This window comes from Sulfurimonas marina (assembly GCF_014905095.1).
In the GTDB taxonomy this organism is placed as follows: Bacteria; Campylobacterota; Campylobacteria; order Campylobacterales; family Sulfurimonadaceae; genus Sulfurimonas; species Sulfurimonas marina.
On record NZ_CP041165.1, the window covers coordinates 1,294,609 to 1,311,421 of the forward strand.

Here is a 16,813-nt window from a genome sequence, read left to right on the forward strand (position 1 = left end):
AATTTTTATTTTAATAACGAAGCATATATTTTTGCAAGTTTTTGTTTTTGAGTATTCCAAGAATACTTATCTTCAATTAACTGGTATTTATCATGATCAAGTAAGTAATCTTCATTATTTTTTAAAAATTTCGAAATATTATAAACATTTGTATATAATTTTGTAAAATCTGTAGTAGTACCATTACCATAATCATTTAAAAACTCTTTAATTTCAACAAATTCACTTGCTATAATCGGTATATTTGCAAATGTCAATTCAAAAAGTTTATTTGGCATTGCTAACTTATAAGACAGAGCTGTTAAATCTGAAGCAATTACTCCAATATTAGCACCTTTTATGTAATTCACTACTTCTTCATAATGTACAGGAGGTAATATTTCGAATCTATTCGAAATCCCTAGTTTTGATGCCATCATATTTAATTTACTTCTTACTCTCTCGTCACATGGTCCAATAGTTGCAAATTTAACACCAACCAGATTAGGTAACATGTTTAAAATATCTTCGACGCCTCGCCCTGGTGTAACTTTTCCCACATATATAATTAAAGGAACTTGCTTTGATATTTTCAAATCTTCACGAATATTTCGTTGTGATTCCTTAATAATAGGGCTATTATATAAAACATGTATATCATTTCTTTTCAATTCTTGATTCAAAACCTGTGATATATGTTCGCCGACTGTTATAACTGCATCAGCTTTTGAAGCATATTTTTTCTCGATATAAGAAACAAATTTTTTTTGTATAAATGGTAATGGAGGATGTCTATGTACTTCTAATTCATGTGCATCAAATACTAACTTTGCATTACAACTTTTAGCCACTTTAGATCCAAGAGGTAAACATATCAAATCATGTGCATGGACCAAGTCAGGGTTCAATTCTATAATAGCATCTGAAAATACTTTTGTAAACAGATCATATTTAATAAATGGAGCTAGTTTTTTAATAATACTACTAAAAAGTTTTTTATTTATATATCTTAATACTTTAAAATATATTTTATCCCCTACCAATAAAGGAATTTTCCATTCAAGTCTATGATAATACACTCCATTTTTTACTTCTACTGCAGGAGTGTTCTTTCCTTGAGTTGCAAATATATGTACTTCGTAGTTATTTTCAACTGCTGCTTCTGCCATCTTTATTACTCTTGCATCACCTGTACAAGGATTTGATACTATAATTGCTATTTTAAGCATTTAGCAACTCCTCTTGTTTAATTTTATCTTCTCGTAGAATTCCAAAAACAAATACCTGAATTAAGGTTGAGACTATATAAGTTCCAATTCCTAAAGATATACATATAAAATAATTAATATCATCATTAATAAAGATTTTAACACTATAAAAAATTTCGTAAATATCAACTCCTATAGAAATCAATATGAGAACAAAAGTACCTAAACTTATCAAGAAAAATACCTTAGCAAGTTTTTTCAAAGCTTTAACTTGATTATTTCTATTAATAAAGTGTATTTCATGTTCTTCTTCCTGATTAATCTTATTTAATCTTGGGACACCAATAACATTTTCTAAACTTGTTTCTATTAAACTCACTTCATCAAACGATATATTTGTAATATTTGTACGATATAGCGCTGTTTGTTCCAATGTAGCATTCTGAAAAAGACAACTGATTAAATATGAATTATTAAAATTAACTTTTTTCATAAAAACATTTTTAAAGGACAGTTTCCTTGCTCTAACATTATAAAAGTTTGTTTGATGAAATTTAGCACTATTAAAATCAGAGTGAACAATACTACTACCATCAAAGTTTGTATGTTTTAAATTCGTATTTGAAAAATCTGAATTGCTAATTTTAGAATAGCTCAAATTAGTATTTTCTAAATCTGCTCCAATAAAGTTTGAATCTGATATATTTGTACGAATTAAATTTGCATTTTTAAATATTGCATATCTAAAATCAACATTATGAAAATCCATACCTTCTAAATTTTGATTTTCAAAATTAGCTTGCTCACCAGCTTCACCTTCACTTTCAAGCCAAAGTTTATGTTCTTCTATTATTTGTAATAATTCTTTTTGCATTGTTTTTAGATCATCCTTCCTATAACTTACTACTAATATATTCTATTTCTTCATCAGTAACATAAGGATTCATGGGTAAACTCATAATTTCATTTGAAACTGTTTCTGATATTGGGAAATCACCTTGTTTATATCCTAAATACTGAAAACATTCTTGTAAGTGTAAAGGCATAGGATAGTGTACTGCTGTAGGTATTCCTACTTCTTTTAGTCTTGCCTGTAATTCATCCCTATTTTTTACTCTAACTGAGTATTGTGCCCAACCTGATGTTGCTTTTTCTTCTACAAATGGAAGAGTTATGTCTAATTTATTTTCGAAAGCTTTGGTATATTTAGAAGCCACTTCTTGTCTAAGAACCAAGTCCTTTTCATAATATTTTAGTTTAACATTTAAAACAGCAGCTTGTATAGTATCAAGTCTTCCACCCATACCTATGTACTTGTGATGATACCTTTTAGATTGGCCATGCACTCTAAGTGATTTCATTTTATTTGCCAACTCTTCATCATTAGTAAATACTGCCCCACCATCACCATAACATCCTAATGGTTTAGCCGGGAAAAAAGAAGTTGTTGATATATTTCCTAAAGAAGAATCTGTTTTTCCATTATAAGTACTTCCAAAAGATTGTGCACCATCTATAATCACTTGTAAATTATGTTTATTTGCTATAGCTTGAATTGTATCTATATCAGAAGGTTGTCCATATAAGCTTACTGGAATAATAGCTTTTGTGTTTTCTGTAATTTTTTCTTCTATTCTAGTTGGATCAATATTGTATGTTTTCTCATCTATATCAACAAATACAGGCTTAGCACCTAAAAACGCAATAGTTTCAGCTGTAGCTATAAATGTGAATGGTGTAGTAATCACTTCATCACCAGGTTTTATATCTAAAGCCATCATAGCGAGTAAAAGTGCATCTGTGCCTGAACTACATGTAACTGCATATCTCGCACCTGTAAATTTTTCAAGATTTTTTTCCAGTTCTTGAACTTCATCTCCCATGATAAAATTGCAATTCCTCGCTACTTTTATGATAGCTTCTTCTATCTCATCTTTGTAAATTTCATGTTGATATTTTAAGTTTGCAAAATCTATCTTCATTTCATCCCCCATAGTTAATACGTTTTTTTAGTCTAATTAAAGGTTTCAATTCTAAACTTTCTAATCCCATAATTTTTTTGTTATTAGCTATATTATCTGTAATAACTGTTCCAATACCTATCGTTACATTATCACCAATTACTACCTTTTGAATAATTGAACAGTTCGGCCCAATCCAACAATTCATTCCTATTCTAACAGAACCACTTATTTCAGCACATGCTGTAATAATAGTTCCTTTTCCTATCTCACAATTATGAGCTATATGAACTTGATCGTCAATTTTTACATTATCGAATATAATAGTATCATTTATTGTACCTTTAGCTATTGTATTCTTTGAACCTATCTCTACATTATCATGAATCACAACTTTTCCAATATGAGGAATCCTTATAGGAATATCACCATCAAAATCAAATCCAAACCCATCTTCTCCAATAATACTACCAGACTTAATATAACAGTTTTCACCAATCTCTGTATTGTCAGCTATAATAATATTGTTATTTAAAACACTATTGGCTTTTATTCTAACATTATTACCAATTACACAATTTGCTCCTATGGAAACTGTAGGGGCAATTTCTGTATTATTTCCAATTATAACAGTTTCGTGGATATTTATCTTTCTTTTTTCTTGAAAAAAATTTGTCACTATTTTTGCAAATGACAAACGAGGATTATCAACCTTAATATAACTCAGAGAACTGTCATTTGGAATAACAAAATTTTTTGGTACTATAATCAAAGCTGTAATTGTTGAATTTGTAAAACCCTTCTTTGAAAATGCAATAGCATTATTTTTTAATTTATCGACAGATGCCACTTCATTGATCTCTATATCATTTCCTGCTAGATTTTCTGCTAAAAATTCAGCTATTATTGATGCTTTAATCATTAGATAATCCATCGAATCACTTCAAAAGTCTCTGCATATTCTGCACCTATTTGTACACCACGTATTTTAGCAAGTGAATATATAAATTCTTTACTCATGTAATCCCTTACACCTTGAGATTTATATTCTTGTAAAGCTAAAGATTTTTTTTCAATATGCTTTTCTTCTAGTTTAACAAACATAGTAAAATCAAAAGACAAAGTATTCCAAATTAATTCATAGCCTAAAATTGTTTTTGTTTTAAAGGCTCTAACAGACTCTTGAGCAACAGTTAAATGATCCTGATGAATATCATGGAGAGATGGTGTTAAAATTAAATCAAAGTTATACTTTTTTCTAAGTTTTATCATATCTTCTAAAATATCTTGTCTAGAATAGTTCAATTTTCGAACTGGATAACTATAAATAAATAAATTTTCTTCTTTAATTCCTAATTGTTCAGTCGCTTTTTTTACTTCAGTTTTTAAGATATCTTTTGGAAAACCTTCTGGTACAGATTCTTCAGCAGTTGAAAATGCTGCATAATATACATTTACACCATTTTCTATTAAGGATGTAATTGTTCCTCCTGCTCCCAACTCTCCATCATCTGTATGTGGTGCAAGAACTAAAACATTTTTAAAACTTGAAATCATTTTTAGCCTTTATGTAATTTTACGTTTTATTATTTTAATATCTTCATTTAATAGTTCATAATACGCATATTCATCTTCTGCATGATTATCTTTAAACTCTAATGTATTTCCAGAGATTCCAACCCATCCTATTTGTTTTGCAGGAACACCTACCATCAAAGCATATGGTTTAACATCTTTATTCACAACTGCACCTGAACCAATTAAAGCATATTCACCAATTGTTATACCACAAACAATAGTAGCATTTGCACCAATTGAACAACCTTGTTTTAAAAGTGTTTTTTTAAACTCTTCACGTCTAACTATAAATGCTCTAGGGTTTATAACATTTGTAAAAACCATAGATGGTCCTAGAAATACATCATCTTCAATCTCTACACCTTCATAAATTGAGATGTTATTTTGTACTTTTACACCGTTTCCAATTTTTACTTTAGGTCCTACTACGCAGTTTTGACCGAAAGAACAATTAGAACCAATTGTCGTATTTGACAATACATGTGAAAAATGCCAGATTTTTGTATTTTCCCCTATAGTTACATTTTCATCTACAAATGAAGACTCATGAGCAAAATATGAAGCCATTAGTTTAGTACCTTTTTACAAAAAGGATGATATTCCCCATGAAGACCTATAGCAGGTAAATGGCGAATAGTTGAAACTGTTCTGATAGAACCATATGCTTCATCAAGTCCAAATCCACCACCGTTTAAAATGTGCTCATAACTTTTAGTATGTAGGTCTGTAAATCCACCACTAAATTCTATCTCATCACCATCTACAGTGATGGAACGATATGTACGCATACCAGTAGCTTTTATCTCATCTGGTATATAATCATAATTTACCGATAAAAACCACCTTACAGTTGCATTTTTCAATTTGAAATATCCTGCATTTGTATCTGCCGTTTTAACATGTACGATATTTTCTTCCACATCTCCAAAAATCCAGCAAAGCATGTCGTAAAAGTGCACACCAATATTTGATGCTATGCCACCAGATTTTTCCTCTTTACCCTTCCATGATTCAAAGTACCACTTCCCACGACTTGTTAAGTATGTAAGGTCAATATCGTACATTTTATCTGGATTCTCTTCCAATTCCTTAGTTACTTTTTCTTTTAAAGCGATAATTGAGTCATGTAAACGAAGCTGTAAAATGTTATAAACTTTTTTTCCTGTTTCTTGTTCAATGACTTTTAATTGATCAATATTATGAGGATTCAATACTAAAGGTTTTTCACATATAGCATGAGCTCCACTTTTTAAAGCAAATCTAATGTGACTATCATGTAAATAGTTTGGCGTAGTAATTCCAATGTATTCTATTTTTTTATTACCATCTCTATGCCACTTATCAACAAATCGATCAAATCTTTCAAATTCAGTAAAAAAAGATGCCTGAGGAAAATGACTATCCATAATTCCTATTCCATCATATGGGTCTAAAGCAGCAACTAACTCATTCCCAGTTTCTTTAATAGCTTTCATATGTCTTGGCGCTATATATCCACTTGCTCCAATAAGTGCAAAATTTTTACTATTCATAATTCATCTTCCTTCTATATAAAATTATAATTTCCAACTTGGATTTTCTACAATACCTTTAACATCTATAACTATAGCATCACCTTTTGACATTGATCTATATTGTTCAGTTGTTATCTCTTTAAAGTTATCATGCCCTACAGCTACAATGATAGAGTCATATTTATGAGTGTCCAATGGTAATTCTTCGATCATATTTAACTCTTGAATTTCATGGTCATCACGATCAACCCAGTAATCATACACATCTACATTACATTCAAATTCTTTTAACTCTTGGATGATATCTAAAACTTTAGAATTACGAGTATCCGGACAATTTTCTTTAAAAGTTACACCCATCACAAGTACATTTGAACCATTTAACTTTTTATCATTTTTAACCATTAGTTTAAGAGCTTTATCTGCTATGAGTTTACTCATTCCATTGTTGATTTGTCTAGCACCAAGTATAAGGTTTGGCATATAGCCTAGTTCTTGTGCTTTATGAGATAAATAATATGGATCAACACCTATACAGTGACCACCTACAAGTCCAGGCATTAATTTTATAAAGTTCCATTTAGTACCTGCAGCTTCTATAACATCATGTGTATTAATTCCCATAAGGTCAAATATCATAGCCAATTCATTAATTAAAGCTATATTTACATCTCGTTGAGTATTTTCGATCACTTTTGCTGCTTCTGCAACTTTAATAGTAGGAGCTAAATGTGTGCCTGCTGTAATAATAGACTTATAAAGTTCATTAACAACGTTTGCGATCTCAGGTGTACTCCCTGAAGTAATTTTTAGTATCTTAGTTACAGTATGCTCTTTATCCCCTGGATTAATTCTCTCGGGGCTATAACCACAATAAAAGTCTTCATTAAATTTCAATCCACTTCCATTTTCCAGTATTGGCACACATACTTCTTCTGTTACACCTGGATAAACTGTACTTTCATAAATAATAATGTCATCTTTTTTAATAATTTTCGAAATAGATTCTGTTGACTTTATTATAGGAGTTAAATCAGGTTCATTATCTTTATTAATGGGTGTTGGAACTGTAACTATATATACATTACAATTTTTAACATCATCATAACTTGTTGTAAATTTCATACCGTTATTTATAGCTTCTTGCATCTGCTCATTCGATAGTTCTAATGTTCTATCATAACCATTTGAAAGTTCTTCAATCCTTTCTTGATAAATATCTAAGCCTATAACTTCATATTTACTTGAAAAAGCATGCGCCAAAGGTAAACCAACATAACCTAAACCAACTAAACATATTTTTTTATTTAACATCTTTATCTAAAACCTCTTTTTTTAATTTATTCAACCGTGACAGACTTTGCCAAGTTTCTTGGCATATCTACATCATTTTCCAGTTTTATTGCTATCTCCATAGCAAGTAACTGTGTAGCTGTCATCATTTCATAGAACTCTAACATGTAATGATTACACTTTGGTAGCACTATAAAATCATCTGCTTTATCGTACATGTATGAGCTAACGCAACATATCGTAGAGTCTCTTGCACCCAACTCTTCCATATTACTCTTTGTTTTCTCAAAGAGTAAATTCTCACTTAAGAGCGCTATGGTAAAAAGTTCCGGGTCTGCTAAAGCTATGGGACCATGTTTCATCTCCCCAGCAGGGTAGCCTTCAGCATGTAGGTAACTAATCTCTTTAAGTTTAAGTGCACCTTCTAGTGCTAACGGGTAGAACACATCTCTTCCTATAAAGAAAAATCCATGCCCATGCAAGTAACGCTTTGCTAGACGTTTTGTTTTTTCATGAATTGCATCTTTAATAACAGTTACATTCGGTACTTCTCTAAGAGTATGAAGCTCATTTTGTAACTCTTTTGTATCTAGACTCTTTTTAAATTGTGCAACATATAAACTTAACATCCATAGTACTGCTACTTGAGTTGCAAATGCCTTTGTACTTGCCACACCTTTTTCTATTCCGGCACGAGTTAATATACTTGCATCACTTAAGCGTACTATGCTGGAATTATCTACATTACAAATACTAAGTGTTTTAAGTCCTGCTTGTTTGGCCATTTTAAGAGCTTCTAATGTATCGGCAGTTTCACCACTTTGCGAGATCGCTAAAAAAAGTGTATCTTTTGTAAGTAACGGCTCTTTATAACGAAATTCACTTGCAATCTCAACACTTGACTTTATCTTAGCAAGTCTCTCAAACAAGTAACTAGATGTTAGTGCTGCATGATAACTTGTTCCACATGCACACAACTTAATTTCACTTATACCGTCAAATAGATTTTCATCTAGTTCATCAAACTCTATTCCTGTATCAAGTACACGCCCACGAAGAGTATCTGCAAGAACATCTGCTTGTTCATAGATCTCTTTTTCCATAAAAAATCTATATCCCTCTTTTTGAGCAGAGAGCTTATCAGATGGAAGTTTTGCATTTTGAAACTTGATCTGTTTTTCTGTGACTGATTCTATATGTACTTCATTTCTCGTTACATAACCAAATTCACCATCTTCAAAAAAGTGAACATCACTACATTGTCCTAAAAGTGCAGCATCGGAAGACGCAAAATACTTTTCATCTCCTTTTAGCCCAAGAATTAATGGTGAACCTTTTTTTGCGAAGTAAATCGTCTCAGGATCAGAGTCAGTGATAAGTAAGATCGCATAAGCACCTTCTATTTCTGATAAAGCACTTTTAAATGCGTCATAATTGTTAGTATGATTTTTTTGATATTTTTCAAAAAGATGAACAAACACTTCAGTATCTGTTTGACTTACGAATGTAAAGCCATCTTTTTGAAGTACAGTTTTAAGTTCCTGATAATTTTCTATGATTCCATTATGAACTATGTACGTATCTGAACCATAATGAGGATGAGCATTTTCTTCTGTAGGTTTTCCATGTGTAGCCCAACGTGTATGCCCTATTCCTACACTAAATTCATTTAATGAAAGTTGTGTAGTCTTCTCTTTTAAGTTCTCAAGTTTTCCAACTGCTTTAAATATATGTCGATCTTTATTATTTAGTACTGCTATACCGGCAGAATCATATCCACGATATTCTAATTCTGCTAATCCGTTTAACAAGATACCTTTTGTATTTTGACATCCTAAATGTCCAACTATTCCACACAATTTATTTAACTTCCTAAAATTATCTAATTATTATCTTTTAATGAAACTTTACTACACTTTGGTTACGATTTGGTATCACAAAAAAGTGTTTTTTTAGTGTTCTTTTCAATTTTATAAATATCTTTATACTTATAACTAAAATTTCTACCTAAATAAAACTTTATAATGATATATCAAAAACTATTACAATCTGCTTATATTATTAAAAATTGTTATTAATATCTAAGAACAACTGCCGCACCTACAGCGATTTGGTAGACTATCTGTGTTATGTCTTTGATCACTTGTAAATATTTAGTATCTACTTTACCCATTACAAGTATGGCATCACCAGGTTTTACACTGTAACTTTCACCAAATGAACTTGATGGATCATAGCTTACTACCTGACCATTTTTCTTGATAATAAGAACATTATCAGTATTTGCTCTAAAACTGTACCCACCACATGAATTTATGTATTCTTCAAAGCTCATTCCATCTACATAGCTTTGTGCACCAGGTAACATAACTTCCCCCTGAACTATAACCATATGGCTTTTTTTCGGAATGTAGATCTCATCTCCATCTTCTAATGTTATAAGAGAGAGATTTGTATCTTTGTTGATCACTACTTTCCCTTTAAGTTCTACTTGTTTTGCACGCTCAATGAAGTTCATAACAAGTTGTGATTCTTGTGCTCTTATGGTAGCTTCTTCACTACTCATAGAACCCGTTGTAAGTGTTTTTGCTTCTAAATCGTTAAGTTGTGCATCGAGTAGTTTTTTTTGCTCTTCGGCTATGCTTTTTCTATAGAGCTGAAACGAGTCCATATCTGAAAGTATAGAAGGCTTAATCTTTTCAAATACTTCACCAAGAGTTGAACCTTTTGGAACAACAATATTATGAAGACTCAAATGCTCTCCACTAATTTTAACAGCTATACTTTTTGCATTATGATCTGGTAGAAACTCTACAACTTCGCCGCTATGCACTGTAAAATGTTCATTTCCTTTAATACTATGAATACTTACACTTTGTTCATTTTCCTGATTCCATTTAGTTACGGTAAAATTTGTAGCTGTAGGATTTGGAAGTGCAGCTTTTAGAAGTTCACTAAGCTCAATGCTAGCACCTTTCATTTCAAATCTGTAAGGGCGTTTTACATCACCGTTGATTTCAACATAGTTTTTTACACTCTCTACATTAACAACATCGCCTGTTTGAAACTGAAACAGGTCTAGCTTCCCATTAAGTAAAAAATTATATAGATCGACACTTTTTACAGTTTTATTGTCACGTAAAACTGTTATATTTCTATAACTTCCAAACTCATTTTCTATTCCTCTAGCTTTATCTAAAAACTGTATGATTGAGTCAGATGAAAGTCCTTCGTAAAGTCCCGGTTTATTTACGGCACCCGTTACAAATACACTTACGGGCTGATAGTTTCCAAGATCGGCATACACATAGACATTTGTTTTAAATACACTTTTGATCTTACTTTGCAATGTACGTGAAAGCTCTTCGTTTTTCAGACCTACTAACTTGATAGTTCCCACTTTTGGTAAAAAGATGTTTCCTTGTGAATCAACTGGAATACTAGCATTAAAATCAAAAGCACCCCAAAGTCTGATGTTTACTACATCACCAATATTGATCAGATAGTTTGGATTGTAACGGTGCTGTTTATTTTGAGAAAAAGAACCGTTAAAAAGTCTGTTACCAAATACTTTCTTACTTTCCTGCATCATACTTACATTACTTTCTGTCTCTTTTGGAGCCACATCTAGCTCTACAGCTGCTAAACTTGTTAAAAGGATTAAAATTGTTACTAATATTTTTTTCATTTTCTACTCTTTATGATCTTTAATTATCTGACTTAACATTGAAAATATACCATACATCAACAATGTAATGATCAGTATCGTTATAAATGCTTTTGGTTTATTTGGATACGTATAACCGTCTGGAAGGTTAGGTTTACTTACAACACTAAGTGTCTTGTCGTTTTTTGCAACATCTATCTTTGTGGTTTCAAGCTGAATGAGAGCATTTTTATATACCTCAGTGTCAAACTCTAGTTGCATTTTTAATTTCTCATACGCTATAAGCACTTTGTTTAATGGGTTTTTTTCATTTCCAGTTAAACTTTTTTTAGTTTTTTCGATCGTCTGTTTAATTTGTATGATCTCATTTTTTAGATTCACAAGTTCAAAGTTATCTTCGTTAAGATAACTCTTTTTTGTAGCATACTCTATCTGTTTCTGTGTTAAACTTGCTTCAAGTTCTGCAATTATCCCGCTTGATGATATCGCTTCTGTAGTAGGATCTAGTAAAAGATGTTTATTCTGGTAGGCTTCAAGCTCTGCAGTTGAATGTTCCATCTTCTCTTTTGCTTTAGAAAACTCACCCTCTACAAAGGTTAACTGTTTTTTCGCTTTTTTTCTGTTGAACTCGTTGATCTGGTAGTCTACATTTTGTACTAAAAACTCTAAAATTTCTTGAGCTTTTTTGGGATCAACATGAGCGAATGCCACACTTAAGATCCCTGAAACTTCATCATAGTACACAATAAGGTGTTTATTATAAAAATCTAATACCTCTTCTTGTGTTGCATCGTCTGATAGTCTCTCTACAAAATCTATAGCATCACTTTTATAATGTTCTGTCAAATGAAATTTTTGATCAACAAGTGTATATACATCAAGTGACTTCAAATACTCCTCTACAATTTTCGAGTCTTGCAGTTGAGAAGAACTTCCCATTCCAAGAAGTGAAAGTCCCAATGTTGAAGTTGTAGGATTTTGATTCATATCTCGTACTATAAGTGCTGTTTTTGACTCGTAAAGTTCTGACTTTAAAAAGACTATATAAAAACTACTCAACAAAAATCCCACTAAAAATACTGAGCGTAATTTAAGCTTCGCATATCTAGCATTTAAAATGCTTTTTGTAATGTAGTCTTGATCGATCTGTTCGTACTCTTTATTAAGTCGCTCTATCATACCTAGTAAACCGTGACGTCTAATCCGAGCAAAGTTTTTTCGTAGAGTTCTGTGTTCTTCCTCTTTTTTTGTTTTTTCAAACCAAAATAGTTGTATAAGTTTTTTTATCATTTAAAATCTCTCTATTTATTTATCTTATTGTATGTAGTTATAGCATCATTTATATCATCACAATAGTGAATCTGTCCTTGATGTACAACTATCCCTGCATCGCAGATCTCTTTAAGTACCGGCATGGAGTGGCTCACCAACAGAACATTACAGTTCTCGATCTTTTTTCTTAATGCTTTTTTTGACTTCTCTTGAAAGTTTTTATCCCCAACTGAAAGTGTTTCATCTATAATTAGATAATCAAAATCAAAAACTAAACTCAGCCCGAAACTAAGACGCGATTTCATACCGCTAGAATATGTTTTGATCGGCATATCAAAATAGTCTCCAATCTCAGCAAAATCTTTAACAGACTCCACCGCTTCTTCAATCTCATATTCACTTTTTCCATAAATACGACATACAAACTTCACATTTTGGCGTCCTGTCATAGAACCTTGAAAACCACCTGCAAGCCCCATCGGCCAAGAGAAACTGTTCGTTGAACTTATTACCCCAGAATTTGGAAAATCTATACCACCAAGCATTCGAAGCAGTGTTGACTTGCCCGCACCGTTACGCCCTAATATCCCTACATTTTTTCCTGAAGGAATTGTAATAGAAACATTGTTTAAAATGTACTTTTTTTCATGTTTTGTCTGAAAATATTTTGTAGCGTTGCGAAGTTCTATCATGAAGAGAGGATCCTTTTCTCACTTCTTACATAAAAAAACAGTCCAATAAAAAGCGGTAAAATTGTCCAATACATCATATACTCATAATTAACATAATAGGTATCTAAAGTATTAAAATAGTAACCGTGAATCATCTCTATAAAATGAACAAGCGGGTTGTAAAGGATAATCTCTCTAAGTAACGGTGGCAGAGAATCTACCGTATACATAAGGGCAGATATAAAAAGCAACGGTGTCATGATTATATTCATCATTTTTCCAAAGGTTTCATAAAAGTAAGAAAATACGGCAGACATAAGCCCAAGTCCAAAACCAAAAATACAGAGCCAAATAACTGCCAACATCACCATATTGAAATCTTTGATGGCAATATCGTAGTCAAAATACCATCCTATCGCTAAAAATACAAGTGTAGCAATACTGCTCACTAACATCTCTAAAACTACACGAGTTACAATAGTATCAAAAGGTTTTACCTGTCTATAGGCAAAAAGTGCCTGATTTGCTGAAAAAGCTCCTATAGAACTCTTAACAATGTTTCTCCAGAGAAAAAATGCTAAAAAACCTGTCGCCAAAAACACTGGAAAGTCAATCCCAGGCATCGAGTTTTCAGCAATAGCAGTTTTTAAACCGGCAAAAATTAGAACCATTAACATTGCATCAAAAATTGCCCAAAAATATCCCATCTTTTTAGTTCCAAAGCGAGTTTGTACCTCTCTTAAAAAAAGGGCAATAACAACCGACTTGAAAATAGCAAATGATGTTCTCTTTGTCATAGATACCTTAGTTGTTTAAATTAATAAAGTATTATTATAGTAAAAAAAGCTTAAGACTTTCTAGCCACAAGTGAGGCAACTCTCGTGTTTTCACCACGTAAATTAATGTCATCACGCTCTTCATAATAGATAATATCTAAACCTATAAAGGCATGCAGAAGTTCATTTTTTCTCAGTAAAAACTCTGGATTTGAAGGGTTTTTAAAATCTCCGTGAGCTATAATAAAAGTCTCATAAATTAGTACTCCCTCAGGTTTGAGTGCATCTTTGATCTGTGGATGTAAACGTCTGCTTAGGAAGTTAATATTAACGATTAGATCGTAGTTTTCTAACTCAAGATTGTAAGTATCTAAATCGGTTTCAATTTTCTTGATCTTTTCATCTTCTTTGATCTGAGAGAGTGCATAGTCACTTATGTCTACCGCATCTACTTCAAATCCTTGCTCGTGCATAAAATGAGTGTTACGCCCTATTCCGCAAGCTATATCTAAAGCTTTTCCAACATTCGCCTCTTTCATATACTTTTCTAAAAGAGGTTCTACACTGTGACGCATAGGTTTTTCAACATGTCGTTTATTCCATCGCTCTTTATCTTCGATCATAAAAGTCCTTTATATATCTAATCAACTGATCTTTTTTTAACGGTTTTGAGAAATGATACCCTTGAAAAATATCACATCCGTGTTCTTTAAGTACTTCCACTTGGGCTGCTGTCTCAGTTCCCTCACATACGATCTTAAACGAGAAGTTTTTCCCGATAGAGAATATGGTCTTTATCAAGGAGTTCTCAGTATTTTTCAGAACACCATCTACAAACTGTTTATCGATCTTAATTTCAGAGATCGGAAGCTTATTTAAGATCGAGAGTGAAGAGTACCCCGTACCAAAGTCATCAAGAGAGATCTCGATCCCGTTTTCTCTTACTTTATTTAAGAGTGGAATTACATAGTTAAACTCTTCAATAGCCAAACTTTCGGTAATTTCAAGAGTAACATAGGTTTTATCTATCCCTATCTCAGAAATCGCATCTAAAAGTACCTCTAAAAACCCTGCTTCCATAAACTGTATAACAGATATATTTAACGAGATATGAAACTTATGTCCCGTCTCTTCCCAAATCTCTTTTATATCACGTAAAGATCTATTTATGACCCATTCACCGATCTTTAAGATCATTCCGTTATCTTCGGCAACAGATATAAACTTGTCAGGCGGTACAAAGCCCAGCTTTTTGTTTTCCCATCTGATCAGAGCTTCTACGCCGTATATCTGCATATCTGAAGATATTTGCGGTTGATACATCATGTAAAATTCATCATTATCCAAAGCGTGTCTAAGCTGATGTTCTATATCTGAATTTTCCATAGATTTTTGATACATCTCTTGGTTAAAGTACTTGTAGGAGTTACGCACTTTTTTTGCTTCATGCATAGCGATGTCTGCCATACTAAAAAGCTCATCAAGATTCACGGAATCGTATGGATATTTAGAGATCCCAATGCTCACTCCAAGACGAAATTCTAGTTCATCTACCGTACAAGGAGTTGATATCAGTTCAATAAGCTCATTATGATCGATCTTAGAAAAACTAAGGACGATAAACTCATCACCGCCGTGACGGATAATGATATCATCACTGTTAAAAAATTTATTTAACTTCCGAGAGAGTCCTACAAGTACTTTATCTCCAACATGGTGACCAAAGCGATCATTGATATTTTTAAAATTGTCTATATCTAAAAATATCACTTCAAACTCTTTGTCTTTTAAACCTTCAATTACAGCAGTATCATTCCCTATATAATCCCTATTGTAGTGACCTGTTAAAGTGTCATGGTTCACTTTATAGATCAACTCTGCCTCTTTTTCCTTCTCTTTTCTTGCAATAGTTCTAAAGAAAAGAACAAAACTTATAATAATAAAGAAGTAAATAGTAAAAATTGACAATAAGTTGTCAAATACTACCGTGTTTACAAACGCTTGTTTTTGAGACACTACTACCCAGATCTTGTATTTTTGATTATAAGAGATCGATAAAAATATACTTTTATGATTTGGCAGTTTTGTAGATGTATAATAGATCTTGCCATCTTTGATCTCGTCAATGCTTGAGATATGAAACTCTTTTTGTAAATTCTCCATAAGTACAGCATAAGTGGTTTTCTTTAGGGGATTTTCATACATTTTCTTATAGTCAGAGTCGTGTTTATTGCTAAAATACATTCTATAATACTGATTATTTTTATCTAAATCATGTACTAAAAGTATTGTTCTTTCATCATCTAAAGAGATACCGTTAAAAATATTGTTTTGCTTATTGTTTACAAGACCCGCGATCATAACTCCTAAAACATTTCCCTCATGATCACGTACAGCTTTTCTTACAGGGATAACCCAAGAGTTTAAAGGTGGGAAAAAATATGTACGCCCGACCACCATTCGATCGCTCTTTAAAGCTTTTTCAAATGTCGTTCTCACTGCATCGTTTGTTAAAATATTTGGTGTCTTTTTTATGTCGATATTTGCACTTGTTACTAAAAGGTTCCCTTTTGTATCTGTGAGTCCAAAGCCAATAACATATTTGGAATTTTCTAAAGCTTTTTGAAGAAGTTCTCTTGAATTCTCTTTATTTTTTAAGAGTTCAAAAGATAAAAGTTCTTGAGCCAATGTATCTAACAATACCTCATTTTGACTCAGTGTTGTATCTAAACTGTTATATAAAATTTTATTGTACGAAGATGTAAGAGTTTTATTTGTTTCTAAAATTGCGTTATATCTAAGATAAGCGATATATAGAAAGACTATTGAGATAAATGAAAATAGTATAAAGAACAATGACCATATATTTTTAATTTTTTTCATAATATCTTACT

15 protein-coding genes are annotated in these 16,813 nt (G+C 31.8%); all 15 read right to left on the reverse strand.

Annotated elements, in window-relative coordinates:
* Positions 1 to 5: 5 nt before the first annotated feature.
* Complete coding sequence (locus FJR03_RS06635; protein ID WP_193112748.1) at positions 6 to 1,208, reverse strand: glycosyltransferase family 4 protein; 1,203 nt, start codon at positions 1,206 to 1,208, stop codon at positions 6 to 8.
* On the reverse strand, positions 1,201 to 2,061 hold the full coding sequence (locus FJR03_RS06640) for a pentapeptide repeat-containing protein (RefSeq protein ID WP_193112749.1): 861 nt from the start codon (positions 2,059 to 2,061) through the stop codon (positions 1,201 to 1,203). The genes FJR03_RS06635 and FJR03_RS06640 overlap by 8 nt, the downstream gene beginning before the upstream one ends.
* Before the next feature lie 19 nt (positions 2,062 to 2,080).
* On the reverse strand, positions 2,081 to 3,169 hold the full coding sequence (locus FJR03_RS06645) for a DegT/DnrJ/EryC1/StrS family aminotransferase (protein WP_193112750.1): 1,089 nt from the start codon (positions 3,167 to 3,169) through the stop codon (positions 2,081 to 2,083).
* A gap of 1 nt (position 3,170) precedes the next feature.
* Positions 3,171 to 4,070 carry a DapH/DapD/GlmU-related protein gene (locus FJR03_RS06650; RefSeq protein WP_193112751.1) on the reverse strand — a complete coding sequence of 300 codons (900 nt, stop codon included), beginning with the start codon at positions 4,068 to 4,070 and terminating at the stop codon, positions 3,171 to 3,173.
* On the reverse strand, positions 4,070 to 4,705 hold the full coding sequence (locus tag FJR03_RS06655) for a PIG-L deacetylase family protein (protein WP_193112752.1): 636 nt from the start codon (positions 4,703 to 4,705) through the stop codon (positions 4,070 to 4,072). Before FJR03_RS06655 ends, FJR03_RS06650 begins: the two co-directional genes overlap by 1 nt.
* Before the next feature lie 9 nt (positions 4,706 to 4,714).
* Positions 4,715 to 5,293 carry an acyltransferase gene (locus tag FJR03_RS06660; protein WP_193112753.1) on the reverse strand — a complete coding sequence of 193 codons (579 nt, stop codon included), beginning with the start codon at positions 5,291 to 5,293 and terminating at the stop codon, positions 4,715 to 4,717.
* Entirely contained in the window at positions 5,293 to 6,261 is a 969-nt protein-coding gene (locus FJR03_RS06665; protein WP_430739135.1) for a Gfo/Idh/MocA family protein, read from the reverse strand. Before FJR03_RS06665 ends, FJR03_RS06660 begins: the two co-directional genes overlap by 1 nt.
* 21 nt (positions 6,262 to 6,282) lie before the next feature.
* Positions 6,283 to 7,554 (reverse strand): nucleotide sugar dehydrogenase, encoded by a 1,272-nt coding sequence (locus FJR03_RS06670; RefSeq protein WP_193112755.1) that lies wholly within the window; start codon positions 7,552 to 7,554, stop codon positions 6,283 to 6,285.
* 26 nt (positions 7,555 to 7,580) lie between these two features.
* A complete protein-coding gene (gene glmS / locus FJR03_RS06675; RefSeq protein WP_193112756.1) occupies positions 7,581 to 9,392 on the reverse strand; it encodes a glutamine--fructose-6-phosphate transaminase (isomerizing) in 1,812 nt (603 codons plus the stop codon).
* Positions 9,393 to 9,607: 215 nt separating this feature from the next.
* A complete protein-coding gene (locus FJR03_RS06680; RefSeq protein WP_193112757.1) occupies positions 9,608 to 11,221 on the reverse strand; it encodes a polysaccharide biosynthesis/export family protein in 1,614 nt (537 codons plus the stop codon).
* Between the two features lie 3 nt (positions 11,222 to 11,224).
* Positions 11,225 to 12,490, reverse strand: a complete 1,266-nt coding sequence (locus FJR03_RS06685; RefSeq protein WP_193112758.1) for a KpsE/RkpR family capsule polysaccharide export protein — start codon at positions 12,488 to 12,490, stop codon at positions 11,225 to 11,227.
* An 11-nt stretch (positions 12,491 to 12,501) separates the two neighbouring features.
* Complete coding sequence (locus FJR03_RS06690) at positions 12,502 to 13,164, reverse strand: ABC transporter ATP-binding protein (RefSeq protein WP_193112759.1); 663 nt, start codon at positions 13,162 to 13,164, stop codon at positions 12,502 to 12,504.
* Entirely contained in the window at positions 13,161 to 13,940 is a 780-nt protein-coding gene (locus FJR03_RS06695; protein ID WP_193112760.1) for an ABC transporter permease, read from the reverse strand. The genes FJR03_RS06690 and FJR03_RS06695 overlap by 4 nt, the downstream gene beginning before the upstream one ends.
* A gap of 50 nt (positions 13,941 to 13,990) precedes the next feature.
* Positions 13,991 to 14,542, reverse strand: coding sequence for a class I SAM-dependent methyltransferase (locus FJR03_RS06700; protein ID WP_193112761.1), 552 nt, complete (start codon positions 14,540 to 14,542; stop codon positions 13,991 to 13,993).
* Positions 14,529 to 16,802, reverse strand: a complete 2,274-nt coding sequence (locus tag FJR03_RS06705; protein WP_193112762.1) for a bifunctional diguanylate cyclase/phosphodiesterase — start codon at positions 16,800 to 16,802, stop codon at positions 14,529 to 14,531. The genes FJR03_RS06700 and FJR03_RS06705 overlap by 14 nt, the downstream gene beginning before the upstream one ends.
* Positions 16,803 to 16,813 lie beyond the last annotated feature (11 nt).

What these genes read in the sequence shown, in the direction of transcription:
- FJR03_RS06640 (WP_193112749.1), bottom strand. Translation starts at nt 2,061, where the DNA reads ATGCAAAAAGAATTATTACAAATAATAGAAGAACATAAACTTTGGCTT.
- FJR03_RS06690 (WP_193112759.1), bottom strand. Translation starts at nt 13,164, where the DNA reads ATGATAGAACTTCGCAACGCTACAAAATATTTTCAGACAAAACATGAA.
- FJR03_RS06635 (WP_193112748.1), bottom strand. Translation starts at nt 1,208, where the DNA reads ATGCTTAAAATAGCAATTATAGTATCAAATCCTTGTACAGGTGATGCA.
- FJR03_RS06700 (WP_193112761.1), bottom strand. Translation starts at nt 14,542, where the DNA reads ATGATCGAAGATAAAGAGCGATGGAATAAACGACATGTTGAAAAACCT.
- FJR03_RS06670 (WP_193112755.1), bottom strand. Translation starts at nt 7,554, where the DNA reads ATGTTAAATAAAAAAATATGTTTAGTTGGTTTAGGTTATGTTGGTTTA.
- FJR03_RS06680 (WP_193112757.1), bottom strand. Translation starts at nt 11,221, where the DNA reads ATGAAAAAAATATTAGTAACAATTTTAATCCTTTTAACAAGTTTAGCA.
- FJR03_RS06660 (WP_193112753.1), bottom strand. Translation starts at nt 5,293, where the DNA reads ATGGCTTCATATTTTGCTCATGAGTCTTCATTTGTAGATGAAAATGTA.
- FJR03_RS06645 (WP_193112750.1), bottom strand. Translation starts at nt 3,169, where the DNA reads ATGAAGATAGATTTTGCAAACTTAAAATATCAACATGAAATTTACAAA.
- FJR03_RS06650 (WP_193112751.1), bottom strand. Translation starts at nt 4,070, where the DNA reads ATGATTAAAGCATCAATAATAGCTGAATTTTTAGCAGAAAATCTAGCA.
- FJR03_RS06695 (WP_193112760.1), bottom strand. Translation starts at nt 13,940, where the DNA reads ATGACAAAGAGAACATCATTTGCTATTTTCAAGTCGGTTGTTATTGCC.
- FJR03_RS06685 (WP_193112758.1), bottom strand. Translation starts at nt 12,490, where the DNA reads ATGATAAAAAAACTTATACAACTATTTTGGTTTGAAAAAACAAAAAAA.
- FJR03_RS06705 (WP_193112762.1), bottom strand. Translation starts at nt 16,802, where the DNA reads ATGAAAAAAATTAAAAATATATGGTCATTGTTCTTTATACTATTTTCA.
- FJR03_RS06655 (WP_193112752.1), bottom strand. Translation starts at nt 4,705, where the DNA reads ATGATTTCAAGTTTTAAAAATGTTTTAGTTCTTGCACCACATACAGAT.